We start from the raw sequence: 17,889 nt of genomic DNA, 5'->3' as shown, positions 1-17,889 counted from the left end.
TTCGGTGGTCCCCGCACGCCGGTCGAGGGTGTGTACCTGGCCGGCTCGTCCACCCATCCCGGCGGTGGCGTCCACGGGATGTGCGGGTGGAACGCGGCCCGGGCGGCCCTGCGCGACCACGGCATGGGCGGCAGGGTTCGGCGGCGGCTGAACGGGGCGATCTCGGACGTGCTGATGCGCAGCTGAATTCCCGGTGCCCTTGCCGAACGTGGAGATTCACACGTTTCGGGGTTGAGCGATTCGCCGACGGGGTATCAGAAGTCATGGGAACGCCAGTGGGAACACCGATCCGGCAGGTGTACAACCCTTCCCTCGTGCCGCGGGCGCTGCGCGAGGTGGAAGGCGGAGTCGCCGCAATCGCCGCGGGCATCTGCGTGATTGCCGCCGTCGGCGTGGGTGTGCTCTCCGCTTCCGCCGTCACGGGCATCGGGGCCGGACTCGCCGTGGCGGCGGGACTGTCGTTCATGCTCGGTTCGCTGGCCCCGACCGGGGCGGCGCCGGCCGGCGCGCGCCGGGAGCCCGACCGTGCCGGGCCCTCGTTGTTCCGCAACCGTCCGGACGGCGCCGCGGCTCCCGCATCGCGGCGCACCGCCGTCACCGCCGTCACCGCCTTCCGCCCGCACCACGTTTCGGGCGGCCGCTTGGAGGGGTACTCCCACGTATGACAACGACGTCTCGCCCGGAGTCCAACGTCTCCCTCACCCGGTCCACCCACGGGGGCCGTGCCGTCGCAGCCGGGGTCCGGTAACGTGCCGGCGCCCAGGAGGGTGTGGCGACTGCCCGGTGTGTACCGCCCGCAGGAGGATTCGCATCTGCTCGCCGGCGCACTCGATCGTGCGGCGGCGCCCCCCGGCGCCAAGGTGCTCGACTTCTGCACCGGCACAGGGTTCATCGCCGTGTCGGCGGCCATGTCCGGTGCCGGGTCCGTGACGGCACTGGACATCGCTCCCCGGGCGGTCCTCGCGGCGCGTATCAACGCGCGGTCGCGGCAGCTTCCCATCCGGGTCCTGCGCGGCGGACTGGACGAAGCCGACCGACACGGACCGTTCGACGTGGTGCTGTCCAATCCGCCCTACGTACCGCACGCGGCCGGGGACGGTGACGCCCGCTGGGATGCCGGGGCCGACGGGCGGGCGGTGCTGGACCCGCTGTGCCGGAGCCTGCCGAACCTGTTGTCTCCCGGCGGTTTCGCTCTCGTCGTGCATTCGGAGTTCTCCGGGGTGGACGAGACGCTCGTCCGGTTGCGCGACGGCGGTCTCAAGGCCTCCGTCGTGGCGCGTCGCCGGATCCCGTTCGGGCCCGTGATGCGCAGCCGCGCCGGGTATCTGCGGGCGCGTTACGAACTGCCCGCGGGCGTCGACACCGAGGAAGTGGTGGTGATCCGTGCCGATCGAACACACTGCCCGTGAAGTAGCCACGGACGGCAGCCCCCGGGACACGTCTTCCGGGGGCGTCGCTGTGCCCGGCCTGTGCCCGGGACTGCGGGTGGAGGGTCTCGCGGGGGCGGAGCCCAGGGTCGTCCGCCTGGTCCGCGGCGGTCCCGTCCTGGTCGAGGGCCCGGTGCGCATCGTGACCGAGGACGGCGACGAGGTGGAATCGGACCGGTTCGTCGTCGCGATCTGCCGGTGCCGGCGCAGCGAGCGGTACCCGCTGTGCGACACCAGTCACCGCCGGTCCCGGCGCGATCCACGCTGAGACCCGCCGGTTCCGGCGGGGTGCCGGTCGTGCCGGGTGCGCACGACGCCGGTGGACAACGCGGGGCGGGCGGTTCCCGAGAGGAACCGCCCGCCCCGCAACGCGTTTACGCGTCGTCACGCGTCATGCGTCAATACCAGTACTTCCGGCCGCCGACAGCCCGGCCCGTCGCTCCGAGGATCGCCAGGATTGCGCCTACCACCAGGAGAATGATCCCGAGCGTCCACAGGATAGAGATGTTGGTGAGGAAACCCACCACGAGCAGAATCAAACCCAGAATGATCATGAGTGTCACCTCGCTGTCGGTGCCCGTTGCCGGTCGGATCCGGGCCGTGCACAGGGGATACCCGCATCGGATGTGCCGAAACCTCGCGAACCGCTCGTGGTGGGAAGGATGTGCACTTCGCGTCGATCCGTGGCGCGCGGACGGCGCCGGTGGCATTGTCGGGTGCATGCCTACTTCGGAGAACCCCGGGGACAGCGTCCCCGGCGAGTACAGCGTCGACGACGAGGACCAGTTGCAGCCGGAGGATTCCCTGATCGACCGCGGTGTCGACGACGTCCTCGACGAGGGATTCTCGCCGATGGAACGGCCCGTCGGCCTCGAACGCCACGAGACCTTGGACGAACGGCTCCGCGAGGAGGAGCCCGAACACGAGGACGACGAGGGGGAGAACGAGTTCCGCAGCTCCGTCGCCGAGGCGGGCCGGGCGCGCGCGGGACGCCTCGTCGCGCCGGACGAGGGCACCGCGGAGGACGTAGATTCCGAGCTGTTCGGCACGGACGTAGGGATCGACGGGGGCGCGGCCTCCGCCGAGGAAGCGGCCGTCCACCTGATCGAGGAGGAGGAGCCCGACCGGCAGGACTGAACGGCGGCCGCCCGGCACCCGAGAACTCGGATGCCGGGCGGCGATCGGCCGGAGGGACGCTCAGACGGCTCCGGCGCCGAGCAGGGACGACTCGTCGTCGTTCCACCGCTCGAGCACGTAGGCGGCGAGCCGGCCCTCGAGGTATTCCATCGCCTCCGCGCCGAACGCGATGTCGCCCGCGCAGCGCGGATCCCGTTCCACCAGATCGCCCACCACGTCGTAGCGCAGCACCTGCTCGTGCACCGCGTCCGCCTCGATGTGCTCGGTGTAGAAGTGGATGCAGGCGCTCGGCGCGCCGAGGCGTTCGAGGCCGCGTGCCATGCGGCGCGCCATCGGGGAGGAGGTGATCTCCGCGGAGGCGAACAACCCCACGAGCTTCGGGGTGTGTGCGCGGTGCAGGCCGCACAGAGACATGAAGTTCACCGTCGCGAGCGTCTCCGCCGGCACCCGGTCCAGATACGCCAGGTATCCCGGGTCGAGTCCGGCCGCGGCGAGCAGGTCGAAGTAGAGGGTCGAGTGCATGCGGTCGGCCCGGCCGCCGCCGTACTCGTCGAACTCCACCGCGACGAGCGCCGCTTTCGCCCGGCCCGTGAGCCGGGGGATGGCGAACGAGTGCGGGTCGGCCTCCTTGAGGTGGTAGACGGACCGGTGCACGAAGAACTCGCGGACCTGCTCCCAGGTGCCGCGTTCGCAGATGTGGTGGGACACGCCCCACGCGTCGTCGGGTTCGCGGCACAGGTCGTCGAGCACCCGCTGGGGATCGTTGCCCGAGGGCACGTCGGCGTGCAGCCGGTCCAGGAACAGCCCCTCGAGGCCGGCCCGGACGGTCAGCGGGCCCGGCGCCCATTCCCAGCCCGCGTCGACTCCGTCGAACCCGCGGTAGGACAGTTCGTACAGCACCGTCAGGGCCAGCTGGGCGTCCTCGCCGTAGGGGTCGATCCCGGCCACCTCGATCGGCCAGATCGCGGTATCGGCCGGACGCGCGAGCCGCTCGATCACCTCTCGGGAGACAGGGCCCCGGGTCCGCGGAAGGGCGGAGGACTGCATCACGACGGTCGGCGAATTCGCAGGCATGCGCGCGGATACCCGGACCCGATTCGTGCGAAACGCCCCGCGGCGCGGGTGTGGGACGGGTTCGCGCGGGTATCCGCCCGGGCATGAACGGTGACAACAGCGACAACGAGAACACGGCGCCCGGGGGCGAGGACGTCGAGCGCCCGCCCCACACGATCGACTATCCCGGTGCGACGGCCGACATGGCCGAGCAGCCCCGCGACGAGATGCGGGACTACCGGGGCCGCGACCTGCTCGCCGGACGCAAGGCCCTGATCACCGGGGGCGACTCCGGCATCGGGCGCGCGGTAGCGGTGGCCTTCGCGAAGGAGGGAGCCGATGTCGCGATCGCCTACCTGGAGGAGCACGACGACGCCGAGCACACCGCGGAACTGGTGCGGCGTGCAGGCCGTGCATGCCATCTGCTCCCGGGTGATCTCGCCGCCGCGGAGCACTGTCGCGCGGTGGTCGCCGACGCGGCCGCGGCGCTCGGCGGCCTGGATCTGCTGGTGAACAACGTCGCGTACCAGGAGCCGGTGGACGACCTCACCGAGCTCGACGACGCCCAGTGGCGGCGGACGTTCGCGGTGAACATCGACAGCTACTTCCACGTGACGAAGGCGGCGCTCACTCACCTGCCCCGCGGCTCCGCGGTGATCAACACCGCCTCCATCAACGGTCTGCGGGGCAACAAGTCGCTGATCGACTATTCGGCGACGAAGGGCGCGGTGCTCGCGCTGACGTACTCGCTGGCGCAGTCCTTCCAGGATCGGGGAATCCGCATCAACTGCGTGGCGCCGGGGCCGGTATGGACGCCGCTGATCCCCGCCACCATGGATGCGGAGAAGGTCGCGACGTTCGGGCAGCAGGCCCCGTTCGGCCGGGCCGCGCAGCCCGACGAGATCGCGCCCTCGTACGTCTTCTTCGCCTCCGAGACGATGTCGTCGTACTACAGCGGTGAGGTGCTCGCACCGATCGGTGGCGAGACGCTGCCCGGCTGAGCCCGGTCACCGCCGCCGGTAGCGCCAGGGGTAGGCGACCCACAGGGTCAGGAACAGCACGACCGTGACGACACCCGCGGCGATGCCGGCGGCGGTATTGACCACCAGTCCGACGACGAGCACGACGACGCCGGTCATCGCGACGCCCAGCAGGAGCAGGCCCGCCATGGCGAAGCGGTGCGCGGTGTTCACCAGCTCGGGGAGCCGGCGCTGCCGGAAGAGCAGGCGGTGCATGCCCACGGGAGCGACGAGGAGGATGGTGGCCGCGATCGACGCGAGCACGGTGACGAGGTAGACGCCGCGCTGGAAGTCGGTGAGTGCGTCGAACCGGCTCTGGAACGGCAGGGTGAGCAGGAAGCCTGTGAGGAGCTGGACGCCGGTCTGCACGACGCGCAGCTCCTGCAGCAGGCTCGACCAGTTCCGGTCCAGCCGCTGCACGGGGGTCTCGTGCCGGACCTGCCTGTTCCAGTCCTCGTTCGGCACCGCTTCGGGCTGCACGGTCTCGGCATGCCCCGTACGGCGCCCGTCAAACCTCTGCGGCGACGACGGCGGCCCACTTGTGACCTGCGTCACTGTGGGGGTACTGTCGGCTCCACCAGGGACAACGGCGCTCTGAGGAAGGAGAGCGGTCATGAAGCTCAATCTGTTCGTCGCATGGACCGGGTACATGCTCGCGTTGCTCTCGATCGTGAGTCTTGCGGCCTTCCTCTACGCCGCGGGTTCCGGCAACGGCGGGTGGGCGCTTGTCGCCGGCATAGTATGCGTCGTCGCGGTCGCGTCGGCGATCGCGATGATCGGCACGACCGTCCATCACGACCACCGTCTGCATCGCGAGACGCCGCACCTGTTCTGACGGTCCGGTCCCGCCGCCTCACGCCTCGGCCAGGCGCCGCTTCTCGAGTTCCACGTCGAACCCGGCGAGCGGCCAGTCCAGGTCGAGGCCTTCGAACGCGTCGATGAGCAGTTCCATGACGGCGATGCGGCTGTACCACTTGCGGTCGCAGGGCACGACGTACCAGGGGGCGTGATCGGTCGACGTCTTGTCGAGCATCGCCTGGTACGCCTCCTGGTAGGCCGGCCACAGCTTGCGTTCGGAGACGTCGCCCGGGTTGTACTTCCAGTGCTTGTCCCGCCGCTCGAGCCGTTCTGCCAGGCGCCGCTTCTGCTCCTCGAGCGAGACGAACATCGCGACCTTGATCAGCGTGGTCCCGCTGTCGACGAGCTCACGCTCGAACTGGTTGATCTCGTCGTACCGGGTGCTCCACACGCTCTCCGGTACGAGGTTGTGGACCCGTACGATGAGGACGTCCTCGTAGTGCGAGCGGTCGAACACGCCGAGTTGCCCGGCCCGCGGCAGCGCCTTGTTGATACGCCACAGGTAGTGGTGGCGCCTCTCGTCAGGGGTGGGCACGCCGAACGACGTGTGGTCGACGCCCTGCGGATCCACGTGGCCGATCACGTTGCGGACCATGCCGCCCTTGCCGGCCGTGTCCATGCCCTGCAGGATCAGCAGGATCGACCGGCGGTCGCCCGAGCGCCCGTTGGCGAAGAGCATCTCCTGTAGCCGCGAGAGCACCGCGCCGCGTTCCTCGATGAGTCGTTCGCCGGTGGCCTTGTCGCCGGAGAAGCCCGGGGTGCCGTTGGTGTCGATCTCGGCGACCCTGGTCCCCGGGTGGGCGCGGAGCACCTCGACGGCCGGCGTGTGCCACGGATCGGTGCTCTTGACGGTCATGATGCCGAGGGTGCCACATCCGGCGACCGGATCAGCCGGGTTCGAGTTCGGTGTCGTCGGGCCGGGTGGGGTAGGGCGGGGCCGAGACGCCGTCGACCATGTGGCTGCCCCACAGGTCCGTCTCGGTGATCCGGACGGTCGCCGGGGCGGGGCCGCCGGGCCCGGGCACGGTCAGGTGGAGGTCGGTGCCGGGGGAGAGGTCGGTGCCCAGCGGCAGGGCTGCCGCGAGGCCGCGGATCCGGCCACGCCAGCGGTAGCGGCCGCTGATGGGGTCGAACGCTCCGGCCAGCTGCACCTCCGTGGTGGCGTGCTGCTCGCCGACGGTGACCTCGGCGGGGCCGCGGTAGCCGTCGGGTTCGTCGTCGTGTGGGTCGGACATGCCCGCGACTTTACATGTAAACGCCAGTTACATAAACCTGGTCACGGCGTGCCGGCCTCCGGGAGCAGGGGGTGCGGCCGGCTCTTGAACCGGGCCGGCGAGCCGCCGACGGCGGCGATCCCGGAGATTCCGCCCCAGGTCATCATGGTGAGGTAGTCGGTCAGGTCCTCCGCCGACATCGACTTGTTGGAGATCCACCAGTGGGTGGCGAGCTGGATCGCGCCCACGATCGCGTACGCCCACGGCACGGAACCGCCCGAGTCCATCTCCAGATTCCGGAGCCGCTCGCCGATCACCGTCGCGACGAGTTCGGCGATCATCCGCTCCGAGTTCGCCACGACATCGCGCCCGGCCGCGGCGCTGTTGGTCATCACGTACAGGTACACCTCGGGATCCGAGGCGACGGTCTCGACGTACGTGGCGATCGCGACCCGGGTCAGGTCGTACTCGTCGAGATCCTCCGCCACCGCCGCGTAGATGCGCGGAGCGAGGATCGTCTCCACGTACCGGAGCATCGTCGCCGTGGTCAGGTCGTTCTTGTCGGTGAAGTACCGGTAGAGAACCGTCTTGGACACGCCGATCTCGGCGGCGATCTCGTCCATCCCGACGTCGCGCCCGCGGGACCGGATCGCCTTGATCGTGCCGTCGACCAGTTCCTCGCGCCGGGCGATCTTGTGCTCGTGCCAGCGGCGCTTGCGCCCGTCCTGCTTGGTCGGCGCGGCGGCTGTCGGGACCGGCGTGTCGGTCGGGGGCAGGGGCTGGGGAACTCGGTGGTTCGGCACTGGGTGGCACATCCGTTCGCTGTCGATCGTCCGCCCAGTTTATAAGGGGGTGTGCCGCACCCCGTGCGGATGTCCCGTTCCCAGGGGGGACGGTGTGCCGAACCAGCGTCCCGCCCCTGCGGGTCGCGGGTTCGGCACAATGGTGGAGGTGCAGCTGATGAGCATCGACGATGACGCCAAGCGCAGGGATCTGCGGCGGATGAAGGCGGTCGCCACCGGCTTTCTGCTCGCGGCGACCGCGGTCTACCTGTTCTGCCGCTGGCAGGAGTCGCGCGGTGCCGGCGAATGGGTGGGGTACGTGCGGGCGGCCGCCGAGGCCGGGATGGTCGGCGCGCTCGCGGACTGGTTCGCCGTCACCGCGCTGTTCCGCCATCCGCTCGGGATCCCCATTCCGCACACGGCCATCATCAAGCGGAAGAAGGATCAGCTCGGGGCGAGCCTGAGTTCGTTCGTCGGCGCCAACTTCCTCGCCCCCGAGGTGGTGTCGGAGAAGGTCGAGAACGCCCGGATCCCGCTGCGGCTGGGCACCTGGATGGCCGAGCCCGACCACGCCGAGCGGATCGCGCAGGAGACTTCGACGGTGCTGCGGGGCCTCGTGACGGTCCTGCGCGAGGAGGACATCCAGCAGATCATCGACAACACCATCGTCAAGCGCATCGCCGAGCCGGAGTGGGGACCGCCCATCGGCCGGGTGCTGTCCGAGCTCCTCGCCGAGAACCGGCAGATGCCGCTGATCGACATGCTGGCCGAGCGGGCCCATCAATGGGCCCTCGGCAGCCAGGAGACGATCGACCGCATCATCAGCCGCGACTCGCCGTCGTGGTCGCCGAAGTTCGTGGACCTGCTGCTCGGGGAGCGGATCCATCGCGAGCTCGTCGAGTTCACCTGGAAGGTGCGCTCCAACCCCGACCACGAGGTGCGCGTGGCTGCGAACCGGTTCCTCGCCGACTATGCGCGGGACCTGCAGCACGACCCGGTCACCATCGCCAAGGCGGAAAAGGTCAAGGCGGAGATCATGGGCCGCGAGGAGGTCACGCAGCTGGCTTCCGCGACGTGGCGGGCGGCCAAGCGGATGATCCTCGAGTCGGTCGACGATCCGCACAGCACGCTGCGGACGAAGGTCACCGAGAACGTCATCCACTTCGGCGTGCGGCTGATGGAGGACCACGAGCTGCGCGGCAAGTTCGACCGCTGGCTGCTGGACGGGGCCCGGTACATCGCCGCCAACTACGCCGACGAGATCACCGCGGTGATCCGGGAGACGGTCGAGCGCTGGGACGCCGAGGAGGCGAGCCGCAAGATCGAGCTGCAGGTGGGACGCGATCTGCAGTTCATCCGCATCAACGGCACGGTGGTCGGATCCCTCGCCGGCCTGGCCATCTACACCCTGTCGAACCTGCTGTTCGCGTGACGTGCCACACCTGCTAGCAGAGTGCTTGCTACAGCTAGCACTTGCGCGTACGCTGAGGTTGTGTCCACGAAGGAATCGGGTGAACCCGCCGACGGGGGGGACGGTGACAAGGACGACGCGTCCGGCGCCACCGAGATCGCTACCCGGGTGGTCAGCACTGCCGCCCAGGACATCGGCAGTTTCATCCGCTCGCAACGCGAGGCGGCGCAGGTGTCCCTGCGTCAGCTGTCCCAGCTCGCCGGCGTCAGCAATCCCTACCTGAGCCAGATCGAGCGAGGGCTGCGCAAGCCCTCGGCCGAGGTGCTCGGTCAGATTGCCAAGGGTCTCCGGATGTCCGCGGAGGTCCTCTACGTCCGGGCCGGGATCCTGGAGCAACGTCCGCAGAGCGCGGTGCGCGACGCGCTGCTCGCCGACGCCGTCCTCACCGAACGGCAGAAGCAGGTCCTGCTCGACATCTACGAATCGTTCTGCCGCGAGAACGGTTCCCGCCCGTCCGGGGCGGCATCCGCACCGGGGACATCTGCCCCCGAGGCATCCGCATCCGAGACGTCCGCATCCGAGGCCGCCGCCCCGAAGGGCGCGACCGACCCCGACCAACAGGAGAACTGACATGACCGATCCGAAGACCTTCGCCACCCCGCTGTATGCCGCCGTCGGCGCCGGCGACGCCGTGGTCCAGGCCGTGGCCGACGTGGTGGCCCGGACCCGCCGTCGCGCCGAGACCACCCAGACCGACGTCACCGACCGGGTCGACAGCGCCCGGGGCCGTCTCGCCGACTTCCAGGAGGACCTGACCGAGAACGTCGAGTCCCTGCGCGAGCGTCTCGCGGGCCTGCCGGCCGAGCTGCCCGAGGATCTCGCCGAGCTGCGCGAGAAGTTCACTGCCGAGGAGCTGCGCAAGGTGGCCGAGGCATACCTGAAGGTGGCCTCCGACATCTACACCGCGCTCGCCGAGCGCGGCGAGGAGACCATCGAGCGGCTGCGCAAGCAGCCGGTCGTCGAGGAGAGCATCGGCCGCGCCGAGGCCGCGTTCGGTGACGCCGTCGAGCTCACCGAGGATGCTCTCGGCACCGTGGCGCGGCAGACCCGCGCCGTGGGCGAGCAGGCCGCCAAGCTCGCCGGTCGCGCCGCCGGCCGGATCGAGGAGACCGCCGGCGAGGTCGGCGAGGCCATCTCCGGTGCCGGCGAGGAGGCCGGTATGCGGGTGCTCGATCTCGGTGGCCAGGCCCAGGAGGCCGCCGAGGAGGCCGCCGACCGGGTCGAGACCGCCGCGCTCGAGCTCGACGAGGCCGCCACCAAGGTCGAGGAGGCCGCGGAGAAGGCCGCCGCGCCGAAGACCCCGGCCAAGGCGCCCGCCCCGGCTGCGGCCAAGGCTCCGGCCAAGACTCCGGCCAAGGCGCCCGCCAAGAAGGCCGCGCCGCGCAAGACCACCGGCGCCTGATCTCGACCGGTCGGTAGAACCGCCGACGGCCCCCACGCGACCTCCGCGTGGGGGCCGTTGCTCGTACCATGGGGACGTGCCCAACGTCGATTCTCTCGCCGCCCTGATCATCTTCGCTCTGCAGATCGTCGCGCTCGCCGGGGCGGGCTTCGCGCTGCTGCATGCCGTGCGGCAGCCGGCCGAGGCGTTCCCCGCGGTCGACAAGCTCACCAAGCCGGTGTGGCTCGGCATCCTCGCCGCCTCGCTGCTGGTGATCTTCGTCTTCTGGGGCACCTTCATGATGCTCGGGATCATCGCGGTCATCGCCGTGTGCGTGTACCTCGTCGACGTGCGGCCGCGGGTGGACGAGGTGCAACGGCGCCGGTGGTAGCTCTCCCCGGGAGCCTTGACAAGCGCCGACAGGTTGGTGACACTTCGAGTAACGGGTAACAACCGAGACGAGGTGATCGACGATGGCGCTCACCCGGACCTTCCGCACCGCCGACCGTCAGGACACCGCCGAACGCCTGCTGGCGTCCGCGGCGCGCTCCTCCTACGACCCGGCCCTCGAGATCGACTGGGACGCCCCCGTCCCTGCCGACAAGTACGGCATGACCCCCGAGTGGAGCAGCCTCTACGGCACCGCCCTGTGGGAGTCGATGACCGAGCGGCAGCGGATCGTACTGACCCAGCACGAGGCCGCCAGCATCGCCGGCACCGGCATCTGGTTCGAGATGATCCTGATGCAGATGCTCGTGCGCGACCTCTACCGCCGCGACCCCGCCACCCCCTACGTCCAGTTCGGGCTCACCGAGATCGCCGACGAGTGCCGGCACTCGACGATGTTCGCGCGCGCGGCACAGCACTTCGGGATCCCGTCCTACCGGCCGAAGCGCTGGATCCGGGAGAGCGGCCGGCTGTTCAAGGCCACCGCGAGCGGAGCGCTCGCCTTCGGCGGCACCCTGTTCGCCGAGGAGATCCTCGACATGATGCAGCGCGACTTCATGCGCGACGAGCGGGTCCAGCCCGTCACCCGCACCGTCAGCCGCATCCATGTGATCGAGGAGTCCCGCCACATCCGGTACGCGCGTGAGGAGATCATCCGCCGCACGCGCCACCTCTCCCGCGCCGACCGCGCACGCGTCCGGCTGCAGCTGGGCATCTCCGCGTACTTCGTCGTCACGAGCCTGGTCCACGACGACGTCTACGCCGCCGCGGGACTCGACGTCGCCGAGGCCACCGCCGCGGTCCGCGCCAACACCCACTACCACGACCGGCTCCGCGAGGGCGCACGACGGACGATCGAGTTCCTCGACGACGTCGGCCTGATCGGGGGACCGTCCACCCTGCTGCTCCGCCGCGCCCACGTCCTGTGACCGCGCGACCGTCCCCCGGCCGCCGCACGTCGCGACGGCCGTCGTTCCAGCAACCAGGAGAACAACACAGGTGAAGAAGCCGTCCCGCAGGACCACCCTGGCGATCGCCGGGGTGGCCGGCGCCGCTGCCGTTGCCGGCCTCGTGGCCTACCGCGCCCGCCGACGCCGCGCCGTGGTGCGCGCCGCCGACCGGCCACCGCACGCGCTGCTCGCGCCGCCGACGGTGGAGCCCGACGTCATCGACCTCACCACCGACGACGGTGCCCACCTCAACGTCCGCGCGTACGGCGACCCGGACGCCGACCCGATCGTGCTCAGCCACGGATGGACCTGCAACGCCGACTACTGGAGCCCGCAGATCAACGCCCTCGCCGGCCGCTACCGGGTGATCACCTACGACCAGCGCGGACACGGCCGCAGTGACCTCGGTACCCGGACCTTCGGCCCCGACGTCCTCGCCGACGACCTCGCCGCGGTCCTCGAGGCGACGGTGCCGGCCGGCCGCAAGGCAGTCCTCGCCGGTCACAGCATGGGCGGCATGAGCATCATCGCGTGGGCCGGCCGCCACCCCGATCAGGTGCGGGAGAAGGCCTCCGGGGTGCTGCTCGCGAGCACCGGCACCGACAGCCTGCTCGCCGAGGCCGCGCTGCTGCCGTCCCGGCTGGGGCGGGTGCAGGAGCCCGTCGCGCGCCGGCTCCTCGGCGCCGCCCTTCCGCTCGTCGCCTCACCCGTCACCACCCGGGCCCTGAAGTACGTCGCGCTCGCGCCCGGTTCGAGCACCGCCGAGGTCGCCTTCTGCGAGAAGATCGTGCTCGGCTGCACGCCGCGGGCCCGCGGCAACTGGGGCACCGCGCTGAGCGCCTTCGACATCCGCGACGGGCTCGACCACCTCACGGTGCCGACGACCGTGCTCGTCGGCACCGCGGACCGGCTCACACCGCCGGTGCACGCCCGCAAGCTCGCCGAGACCCTGAAGACCTGCGGGCACCTCGAGCGGCTCGTGGTGCTCGACGGGATCGGGCACATGAGCTCGGTCGAGGCGATCGACGCCTTCGACGACGAACTGCTGCACCTGGCCGAACGCGATCGCATGCCGGCCGGCGCCTGAGGGTCCCATCCGCGGCGGGCGCGGCGCCGAACCCTCGGTGTAGTCCACCGGGAGGAGACCCATGACAGTGGCGCGCCACCGCGCGGCCCGCGCCCTCGCCGGCCTCATCGCGTTCGGAGTGGTCCTCGGCGTCGGAGAACTGCTGGCCGTGCTGATCGGGCCCGCGTCGTCGCCGTTCTACGCCGTCGGCGCCACCACGGTCGACCGGGCCCCGGCGTGGGCCCGCGAGTTCGCGATCGACACCTTCGGCACGTCCGACAAGCCGGCGCTGTTCATCGGCATGTCGGTGATCCTGGCCGTACTCGCCGTGGGGGCGGGGCTGCTCGAGCAGCCCGGCCGCCCGCGCGGTGGCCTCGTGATCCTCGCCCTGGCCGCGGTGGGCGTGTACGCGGCGCTGAGCCGGCCGGGCGCCACGGCCGTCGCCGCGCTGCCGACGGTCGTCGGCGCCCTCGCGGGCGCGGCGCTGCTGCAGTACTCCATCCGGCTGCTCGCCCGATCCGACGTCCGCGACGGCGTGCCGGCGACCCCGGCGTCGGGGTGGCCGCGCCGGCGGTTCCTCACGGTGGTCGGCTCCGCGGCCGCCGTGGCCGTGGCCGCCGGCGCGACCGGCCGGTACCTCACCGACCGGCTGACGCGGGCCGTCGAGGACCGCGCCCGGTTCCTGATCCCGCGGCCCGCCCGGCCCGCCGCATCCGTGCCGGCCGGCACCGAGGTGACGGTCCCCGGGGCCACCCCTTTCCTCACCTCACCGGCGGAGTTCTACCGCATCGACACCGCGCTCCGGGTGCCGCGGTTGCGCACCGCCGACTGGAGCCTGCGCATCCACGGGATGGTGGAACGGGAGGTGACGCTGACCTGGGACGATCTGGCCGCGTTCGAACCCGTCGAACGGATCCTCACGCTCACCTGCGTGTCCAACGAGGTGGGCGGCGACCTGGCCGGCAACGCCCGCTGGATCGGATACCGGATGAGCGACCTGCTCGCGCGGGCCGGGGTCCGCCCCGACGCCGACATGCTCCTGTCCACCAGCGTCGACGGCTTCACCTGCGGCACCCCCGTCGATGCCGTCCTCGACGGCCGCGACGCCCTGCTCGCCGTCGCGATGAACGGCGAGCCGCTGCCGTTCGAACACGGATACCCGGCCCGGCAGGTGGTGCCGGGCTTGTACGGGTACGTCTCCGCCACCAAGTGGGTCGTCGACTGGGAACTGACCCGCTTCGACCGGGCCGAGGCCTACTGGACGCGGCGCGGCTGGGCGGAGAAGGCCCCCGTCCGGACGGCGTCGCGCATCGACGTCCCCGCCGCGTTCGGCCGGCTCGAACCCGGGCCCGTGATCGTCGCCGGTACCGCGTGGGCGCAGCACCGCGGCATCGACCGCGTCGAGGTCCGGGTCGACGGCGGCCCCTGGAACGACGCCGTGCTCGCCGAGGAGTACTCCCTCGACACGTGGCGGCAGTGGACGTGGCGATGGGACGCGACGCCCGGTACGCACGTGCTCGAGGTGCGGGCGACGGACGGCGAGGGCCGGGTGCAGGACGAGCAGCGTCGCCCGCCCATCCCCGACGGCGCCACCGGCTGGCACAGCCGGACCGTCACGGTCGGGTGACGGGCGCGCCCCGGAACGGGACGTCAGCTGAAGACGACGGTCTTGCTGCCGTGCACCAGCACCCGGTCCTCGAGGTGCCAGCGCAGACCGCGGGCCAGCACCAGCTTCTCGACGTCGCGGCCGAGGCGCACCATGTCGCCGACCGTGTCGGCGTGACCGACGCGCACCACGTCCTGCTCGATGATCGGGCCGGCGTCCAGCTCGGGGGTCACGTAGTGGCACGTCGCGCCGATCAGCTTCACGCCGCGCGCGAAGGCCTGATGGTAGGGGCGTGCGCCGATGAACGACGGCAGGAAGCTGTGGTGGATGTTGATCGCCCGGCCCGCCCAGTGCTCGCACAGCTCGGGCGGCAGGATCTGCATGAACCGCGCCAGCACGACGGCGTGCGGATCGTGCACGTCGACGAGCTTGCGCACCTGCTCGAACGCGGGCCCGCGCTGTTCCGGGTCCTTGGGGAAGGACACGTAGTGGAAGTCGATGCCGTGCCGGCGGGTCACCCGCTCGAGGTCGGGGTGGTTCCCCACGACCGCGCAGATCTCCGCGTTCAGCTCGCCGGCGGCCACCCGGCCGAGGATGTCGTGCAGGCAGTGGCCCTCCTTGCTGACGAGGAGCACCACCCGCTTGGTCTCGCCGGTGTCCTGCAGCGTCCACTCGGTCTCCGGGCCGAGCTCCGCCGCGACGGTCGCGAACCGCTCGCGCAGTTCGTCGAGGCCGAGCGGGATGGAGGAGGCGCGCACCGCCTGACGAGTGAAGAACCAGCCGCTGTCGGGGTCCGCGTGGTAGCCGGCTTCGACGATCGAGCCGCCCACGTCCGCGAGGAAGGTCGAGATGCGGGCGACGATGCCGGTGGCGTCGGGGCAGCCCAGTGACAGTACATACCGACGGTCGTCGGACGAGGCAGCGGAGGTCATGCCGTCCAGTGTCTCAGGTGTGCATCCGGGTCGTTCCGGCCGGTCACACCGTCGCCGGGGGCCGCCGGACGGTGGCGGTCCCGACGAGGGTCGTCGCGTCGATCGTGTGGATGCCGCGCTCGGTGACGGCCGCCAGGAACTCGGCGCGCACCGCGGCGACCGCGTCGGCGTCGAGCCCGGCCAGGGCTGCCCGCAGGCCCGTCGCGGTCACCAACGTCCAGCACAGTTCCTCGGTGGCGGGCAGCAGATTCGACAGGGTGCGTACCTCCACCGAGTGGGTGCCGGCGGCCGCGAGCCACGCCTCGAGGGTGCGCGGCAGATCGATCGCGTGCAGCGGTGTCCGGTCGCGCAGCGACGGCCGGCCCGCCACCGCCGGGTTGCGGCGGCCGACGACGTCGAACAGCGTCGCGCTGATTTCCTCCATCGCGCCGGCCCGCCACACGGTGACGCCGATCCGGCCGCCGTGCCGGACCAGGCCGACCAGGCGGTCGAACGTGGTGTCCATGTGGGGCAGCAGGAACACGCCGTAGGAGATGGCGAGCGCGTCGTACCCGGCCTCCGGGACCGCGGACGGCGGTTCCCACGTGGTGGCGTCGGCGCACACGAAGTCGATGTTCTGCAGCGCCCGCTCGGCGGCGACGAGCCGGCCGAGCTCGAGCAGTTCGTCGGCGACGTCGATCGCGTGGACCCGGCCGGTCGGTCCCACCGCCGCGGCGGCGGGCAGCGCCGAGGCGCCGGCGCCGCAGCACACGTCCAGCACCGTCGCGCCGGGACCGGGCCCGAGCTGGAAGACCAGCGCCTGCCCGGCCGGGCCCCACACCGTCGGGGTGAGCCGGTCGAAGTCGCCGCTCGCGTCGTCGAAGGTGCTCGCGAGCCGTGCCGTCTCGTCCACTGCGTCGGTCATGCCTCGTCCTCGGGTTCTCGAATCCGAGGACGGAACCTCGGATGCCCAGCGGGAGTGCAGCCGATACCCTATTGCAGTTCCGAACGTTTCAGTTCCGAATGCTGAATGGCGAGCACCCGGGACGTCGAGCGGGTACATCCCGCGTCGAGCGGGTGGATTTCGCGGCGAACCGCGAGGGGAGGGCTCAGGAACCGCCCGCTCGCCACCACAACAGCCCGCTCGCGCCCGTGCGACGAGCGCGGAGCGGCGGCCTTCACGTGCTCCCCGGAGGGGACGGGCACCCTGCGGATTGCTCACACCCCGATTCGATGAGGGTGGGTGTAGATGTTCATGGTGTCCTCGCGCAGGAAACCGACCAGGGTCAGCCCGGATTCGTCAGCCAGGTCGATGGCGAGTGAGGACGGTGCGGAGACGGCGGCGAGGACGGGGATGCCGGCCATGACCGTCTTCTGGGCGAGTTCGAAGGAGGCGCGGCCGCTGACGAGCAGGACCGTTCCCCGGGCGGGGATGCGGTGGTTTTCGGTGGCCCAGCCGACGATCTTGTCCACGGCGTTGTGCCGGCCGACGTCCTCGCGCAAGGCGAGCAGGTCACCGGTGGCGGTGAACAGGCCGGCGGCGTGCAGGCCGCCGGTGCGGTCGAACACCTTCTGCGCCTCGCGCAGGGTGTGCGGCATGCCCGACAGGGAGGTGGGGTCGACGACGACGGGGTCGTCGGCCGGGGCGTGGCGGGTGCGTTGGCGGATCGCGTCGAGGGAGGCCTTGCCGCACACCCCACAGGAGGAGGTGGTGTAGAAGTTACGCTCGATGCCGGTCTCGGGCAGTGCGACGCCGGGGGCGAGGTCGATGTCGAGGACGTTGTAGGTGTTGCGGCCGTTCTCGTCGGTGCTGTGGCAGTAGCGGATCGCGGCGATGTCGCCGCGGTCGCCGACGATGCCTTCGGTGAGCAGGAAGCCTTGGGCGAGTTCGATGTCGGAGCCGGGGGTGCGCATGGTCACCGCCAGCGCGGTGCCGTTCACCCGGAGTTCGAGGGGCTCTTCGACGACCACGGTATCCGGGCGTGTCGACTGTCGGTTCGCGTGGATGCGGGTGATGCGGGTGCGGGTGGTTACTCGTCCCATGCGGCGCTCCGATCGACGAGTTCGCCTCGCCCGGGTGATCGGGGGGAAGGCCGGCCGGGCGCCGTGCCCGGTGCCGCGGCTCCCTCGCGCCGAGGGGTGTGGGCTTCGAGGCGGATGGTGACGGCCTTGGACACGGGGGTGTTGGACTTGCGGGCGACGTGGTCGAGCGGGATCAGGGGGTTGGTTTCGGGGTAGTAGGCGGCGACGTTGCCGACCGGGGTGGGGTAGGGGACGAGCCGGAAGTCGTCGGCGCGGCGCGCTTCGACGGTGCCGTCGGGGCGGGGCCATTCGGAGATCAGGTCCACCCGGTCGCCCGCTGCGAAGCCGAACGACTCGAGGTCGCGGTCGTTGACGAACAGCACCCGCCGGCCGCCCTTGACGCCGCGGTAGCGGTCGTCGAGGCCGTAGATGGTGGTGTTGTACTGATCGTGGGAGCGCAGGGTCTGCAGGATCAGCCGGCCCTCGGGCACCGGTACCCAGTCGAGGTCGTTGACGACGAAGTTCGCCTTTCCGGTGGCGGTGTG

The 17,889-nt window shown here is 71.1% G+C and carries 22 protein-coding genes and 2 pseudogenes; 14 read left to right on the top strand and 10 right to left on the bottom strand.

Annotated features, from left to right (window positions below; translation table 11 throughout):
* The 4 genes and pseudogenes from AIIKEEIJ_RS02920 to AIIKEEIJ_RS02905 all read left to right on the top strand — a co-directional run.
* A pseudogene (locus AIIKEEIJ_RS02920) lies at nucleotides 1-186 on the top strand (NAD(P)/FAD-dependent oxidoreductase); the annotation flags it as partial.
* 89 nt (nucleotides 187-275) lie between these two features.
* The gene (locus AIIKEEIJ_RS02915; RefSeq protein ID WP_161994892.1) at nucleotides 276-665 is read left to right on the top strand and encodes a hypothetical protein; all 390 of its coding nucleotides are present in this window, start codon (nucleotides 276-278) and stop codon (nucleotides 663-665) included.
* A gap of 102 nt (nucleotides 666-767) precedes the next feature.
* Nucleotides 768-1,409, top strand: coding sequence for a HemK2/MTQ2 family protein methyltransferase (locus AIIKEEIJ_RS02910; RefSeq protein ID WP_072635791.1), 642 nt, complete (start codon nucleotides 768-770; stop codon nucleotides 1,407-1,409).
* Between the two features lie 76 nt (nucleotides 1,410-1,485).
* On the top strand, nucleotides 1,486-1,695 hold the full coding sequence (locus AIIKEEIJ_RS02905) for a CDGSH iron-sulfur domain-containing protein (protein ID WP_170914119.1): 210 nt from the start codon (nucleotides 1,486-1,488) through the stop codon (nucleotides 1,693-1,695).
* A 130-nt stretch (nucleotides 1,696-1,825) separates the two neighbouring features.
* On the opposite strand, the gene AIIKEEIJ_RS32485 is transcribed toward AIIKEEIJ_RS02905, so the two are convergent.
* Nucleotides 1,826-1,981 (bottom strand): DUF6131 family protein, encoded by a 156-nt coding sequence (locus AIIKEEIJ_RS32485; RefSeq protein ID WP_003937495.1) that lies wholly within the window; start codon nucleotides 1,979-1,981, stop codon nucleotides 1,826-1,828.
* A gap of 166 nt (nucleotides 1,982-2,147) precedes the next feature.
* On the opposite strand from AIIKEEIJ_RS32485, the gene AIIKEEIJ_RS02900 reads away from it, so the two are divergent.
* Nucleotides 2,148-2,564 carry a DUF5709 domain-containing protein gene (locus AIIKEEIJ_RS02900; RefSeq protein WP_161994891.1) on the top strand — a complete coding sequence of 139 codons (417 nt, stop codon included), beginning with the start codon at nucleotides 2,148-2,150 and terminating at the stop codon, nucleotides 2,562-2,564.
* Nucleotides 2,565-2,624: 60 nt separating this feature from the next.
* On the opposite strand, the gene AIIKEEIJ_RS02895 is transcribed toward AIIKEEIJ_RS02900, so the two are convergent.
* Nucleotides 2,625-3,638 carry an iron-containing redox enzyme family protein gene (locus AIIKEEIJ_RS02895; protein ID WP_161994890.1) on the bottom strand — a complete coding sequence of 338 codons (1,014 nt, stop codon included), beginning with the start codon at nucleotides 3,636-3,638 and terminating at the stop codon, nucleotides 2,625-2,627.
* 83 nt (nucleotides 3,639-3,721) lie between these two features.
* Here AIIKEEIJ_RS02895 and AIIKEEIJ_RS02890 point away from each other — a divergent pair, with 83 nt between their 5' ends.
* Nucleotides 3,722-4,618 (top strand): SDR family oxidoreductase, encoded by an 897-nt coding sequence (locus tag AIIKEEIJ_RS02890; protein WP_161994889.1) that lies wholly within the window; start codon nucleotides 3,722-3,724, stop codon nucleotides 4,616-4,618.
* Between the two features lie 6 nt (nucleotides 4,619-4,624).
* Here AIIKEEIJ_RS02890 and AIIKEEIJ_RS02885 read toward each other — a convergent pair whose 3' ends face one another.
* Nucleotides 4,625-5,116 carry a DUF6328 family protein gene (locus AIIKEEIJ_RS02885; RefSeq protein WP_072635787.1) on the bottom strand — a complete coding sequence of 164 codons (492 nt, stop codon included), beginning with the start codon at nucleotides 5,114-5,116 and terminating at the stop codon, nucleotides 4,625-4,627.
* A gap of 133 nt (nucleotides 5,117-5,249) precedes the next feature.
* Here AIIKEEIJ_RS02885 and AIIKEEIJ_RS02880 point away from each other — a divergent pair, with 133 nt between their 5' ends.
* Nucleotides 5,250-5,471, top strand: a complete 222-nt coding sequence (locus AIIKEEIJ_RS02880) for a hypothetical protein (protein WP_006946496.1) — start codon at nucleotides 5,250-5,252, stop codon at nucleotides 5,469-5,471.
* An 18-nt stretch (nucleotides 5,472-5,489) separates the two neighbouring features.
* Here the strand turns inward: AIIKEEIJ_RS02880 and AIIKEEIJ_RS02875 are convergent, their stop codons facing one another.
* From AIIKEEIJ_RS02875 to AIIKEEIJ_RS02865, 3 genes are read right to left on the bottom strand one after another with little or no spacing between them, the layout of a single operon-like run.
* Nucleotides 5,490-6,350: a PPK2 family polyphosphate kinase gene (locus AIIKEEIJ_RS02875; RefSeq protein WP_161994888.1), complete on the bottom strand. Its 861-nt coding sequence runs from the start codon at nucleotides 6,348-6,350 to the stop codon at nucleotides 5,490-5,492.
* A gap of 31 nt (nucleotides 6,351-6,381) precedes the next feature.
* Nucleotides 6,382-6,729, bottom strand: a complete 348-nt coding sequence (locus tag AIIKEEIJ_RS02870; RefSeq protein WP_161994887.1) for a DUF4873 domain-containing protein — start codon at nucleotides 6,727-6,729, stop codon at nucleotides 6,382-6,384.
* A 41-nt stretch (nucleotides 6,730-6,770) separates the two neighbouring features.
* Nucleotides 6,771-7,511 carry a TetR/AcrR family transcriptional regulator gene (locus tag AIIKEEIJ_RS02865; protein WP_006946502.1) on the bottom strand — a complete coding sequence of 247 codons (741 nt, stop codon included), beginning with the start codon at nucleotides 7,509-7,511 and terminating at the stop codon, nucleotides 6,771-6,773.
* 157 nt (nucleotides 7,512-7,668) lie between these two features.
* Between AIIKEEIJ_RS02865 and AIIKEEIJ_RS02860 the strand changes: the two genes are divergently transcribed.
* The 7 genes from AIIKEEIJ_RS02860 (at nucleotide 7,669) to AIIKEEIJ_RS02830 (ending at nucleotide 14,432) form a co-directional block, all read left to right on the top strand.
* On the top strand, nucleotides 7,669-8,922 hold the full coding sequence (locus AIIKEEIJ_RS02860; protein WP_373566444.1) for a DUF445 domain-containing protein: 1,254 nt from the start codon (nucleotides 7,669-7,671) through the stop codon (nucleotides 8,920-8,922).
* Nucleotides 8,923-8,982: 60 nt separating this feature from the next.
* The gene (locus tag AIIKEEIJ_RS02855; protein ID WP_006946504.1) at nucleotides 8,983-9,531 is read left to right on the top strand and encodes a helix-turn-helix domain-containing protein; all 549 of its coding nucleotides are present in this window, start codon (nucleotides 8,983-8,985) and stop codon (nucleotides 9,529-9,531) included.
* Nucleotide 9,532: 1 nt separating this feature from the next.
* Nucleotides 9,533-10,363, top strand: coding sequence for a heparin-binding hemagglutinin (locus AIIKEEIJ_RS02850; protein WP_161994886.1), 831 nt, complete (start codon nucleotides 9,533-9,535; stop codon nucleotides 10,361-10,363).
* Between the two features lie 76 nt (nucleotides 10,364-10,439).
* Nucleotides 10,440-10,733 (top strand): DUF2516 family protein, encoded by a 294-nt coding sequence (locus AIIKEEIJ_RS02845; protein ID WP_006946506.1) that lies wholly within the window; start codon nucleotides 10,440-10,442, stop codon nucleotides 10,731-10,733.
* Nucleotides 10,734-10,815: 82 nt separating this feature from the next.
* Nucleotides 10,816-11,718 (top strand): AurF N-oxygenase family protein, encoded by a 903-nt coding sequence (locus AIIKEEIJ_RS02840; RefSeq protein ID WP_050035632.1) that lies wholly within the window; start codon nucleotides 10,816-10,818, stop codon nucleotides 11,716-11,718.
* A 70-nt stretch (nucleotides 11,719-11,788) separates the two neighbouring features.
* Nucleotides 11,789-12,826, top strand: a complete 1,038-nt coding sequence (locus AIIKEEIJ_RS02835; protein WP_161994885.1) for an alpha/beta fold hydrolase — start codon at nucleotides 11,789-11,791, stop codon at nucleotides 12,824-12,826.
* A gap of 61 nt (nucleotides 12,827-12,887) precedes the next feature.
* Nucleotides 12,888-14,432, top strand: a complete 1,545-nt coding sequence (locus AIIKEEIJ_RS02830) for a molybdopterin-dependent oxidoreductase (RefSeq protein ID WP_161994884.1) — start codon at nucleotides 12,888-12,890, stop codon at nucleotides 14,430-14,432.
* Between the two features lie 23 nt (nucleotides 14,433-14,455).
* On the opposite strand, the gene purU is transcribed toward AIIKEEIJ_RS02830, so the two are convergent.
* The 4 genes and pseudogenes from purU to AIIKEEIJ_RS02810 all read right to left on the bottom strand — a co-directional run.
* Complete coding sequence (gene purU / locus AIIKEEIJ_RS02825) at nucleotides 14,456-15,343, bottom strand: formyltetrahydrofolate deformylase (RefSeq protein WP_006946510.1); 888 nt, start codon at nucleotides 15,341-15,343, stop codon at nucleotides 14,456-14,458.
* 43 nt (nucleotides 15,344-15,386) lie between these two features.
* Nucleotides 15,387-16,247: a class I SAM-dependent methyltransferase gene (locus AIIKEEIJ_RS02820; protein WP_072635782.1), complete on the bottom strand. Its 861-nt coding sequence runs from the start codon at nucleotides 16,245-16,247 to the stop codon at nucleotides 15,387-15,389.
* Nucleotides 16,248-16,540: 293 nt separating this feature from the next.
* Nucleotides 16,541-17,365, bottom strand: a complete 825-nt coding sequence (gene fdhD / locus AIIKEEIJ_RS02815; RefSeq protein ID WP_161994883.1) for a formate dehydrogenase accessory sulfurtransferase FdhD — start codon at nucleotides 17,363-17,365, stop codon at nucleotides 16,541-16,543.
* Nucleotides 17,353-17,889: pseudogene (locus AIIKEEIJ_RS02810) on the bottom strand (molybdopterin dinucleotide binding domain-containing protein); the annotation flags it as partial. The pseudogene AIIKEEIJ_RS02810 and the gene fdhD, both read right to left, overlap by 13 nt.

Origin of the sequence: Rhodococcus sp. YH1 (assembly GCF_009939605.1) — a bacterium.
In the GTDB taxonomy this organism is placed as follows: domain Bacteria; phylum Actinomycetota; class Actinomycetes; order Mycobacteriales; family Mycobacteriaceae; genus Rhodococcus; species Rhodococcus aetherivorans.
This window is presented reverse-complemented; position numbering and strand designations above follow the sequence as displayed.

Excerpts from the sequence above, each read along its gene's own strand:
- AIIKEEIJ_RS32485 (WP_003937495.1), bottom strand. The coding sequence starts at position 1,981 with ATGATCATTCTGGGTTTGATTCTGCTCGTGGTGGGTTTCCTCACCAAC.
- AIIKEEIJ_RS02900 (WP_161994891.1), top strand. The coding sequence starts at position 2,148 with ATGCCTACTTCGGAGAACCCCGGGGACAGCGTCCCCGGCGAGTACAGC.
- AIIKEEIJ_RS02895 (WP_161994890.1), bottom strand. The coding sequence starts at position 3,638 with ATGCCTGCGAATTCGCCGACCGTCGTGATGCAGTCCTCCGCCCTTCCG.
- AIIKEEIJ_RS02890 (WP_161994889.1), top strand. The coding sequence starts at position 3,722 with ATGAACGGTGACAACAGCGACAACGAGAACACGGCGCCCGGGGGCGAG.
- AIIKEEIJ_RS02880 (WP_006946496.1), top strand. The coding sequence starts at position 5,250 with ATGAAGCTCAATCTGTTCGTCGCATGGACCGGGTACATGCTCGCGTTG.
- AIIKEEIJ_RS02875 (WP_161994888.1), bottom strand. The coding sequence starts at position 6,350 with ATGACCGTCAAGAGCACCGATCCGTGGCACACGCCGGCCGTCGAGGTG.
- AIIKEEIJ_RS02870 (WP_161994887.1), bottom strand. The coding sequence starts at position 6,729 with ATGTCCGACCCACACGACGACGAACCCGACGGCTACCGCGGCCCCGCC.
- AIIKEEIJ_RS02860 (WP_373566444.1), top strand. The coding sequence starts at position 7,669 with ATGAGCATCGACGATGACGCCAAGCGCAGGGATCTGCGGCGGATGAAG.
- AIIKEEIJ_RS02850 (WP_161994886.1), top strand. The coding sequence starts at position 9,533 with ATGACCGATCCGAAGACCTTCGCCACCCCGCTGTATGCCGCCGTCGGC.
- AIIKEEIJ_RS02840 (WP_050035632.1), top strand. The coding sequence starts at position 10,816 with ATGGCGCTCACCCGGACCTTCCGCACCGCCGACCGTCAGGACACCGCC.
- AIIKEEIJ_RS02830 (WP_161994884.1), top strand. The coding sequence starts at position 12,888 with ATGACAGTGGCGCGCCACCGCGCGGCCCGCGCCCTCGCCGGCCTCATC.
- purU (WP_006946510.1), bottom strand. The coding sequence starts at position 15,343 with ATGACCTCCGCTGCCTCGTCCGACGACCGTCGGTATGTACTGTCACTG.
- AIIKEEIJ_RS02820 (WP_072635782.1), bottom strand. The coding sequence starts at position 16,247 with ATGACCGACGCAGTGGACGAGACGGCACGGCTCGCGAGCACCTTCGAC.
- fdhD (WP_161994883.1), bottom strand. The coding sequence starts at position 17,365 with ATGGGACGAGTAACCACCCGCACCCGCATCACCCGCATCCACGCGAAC.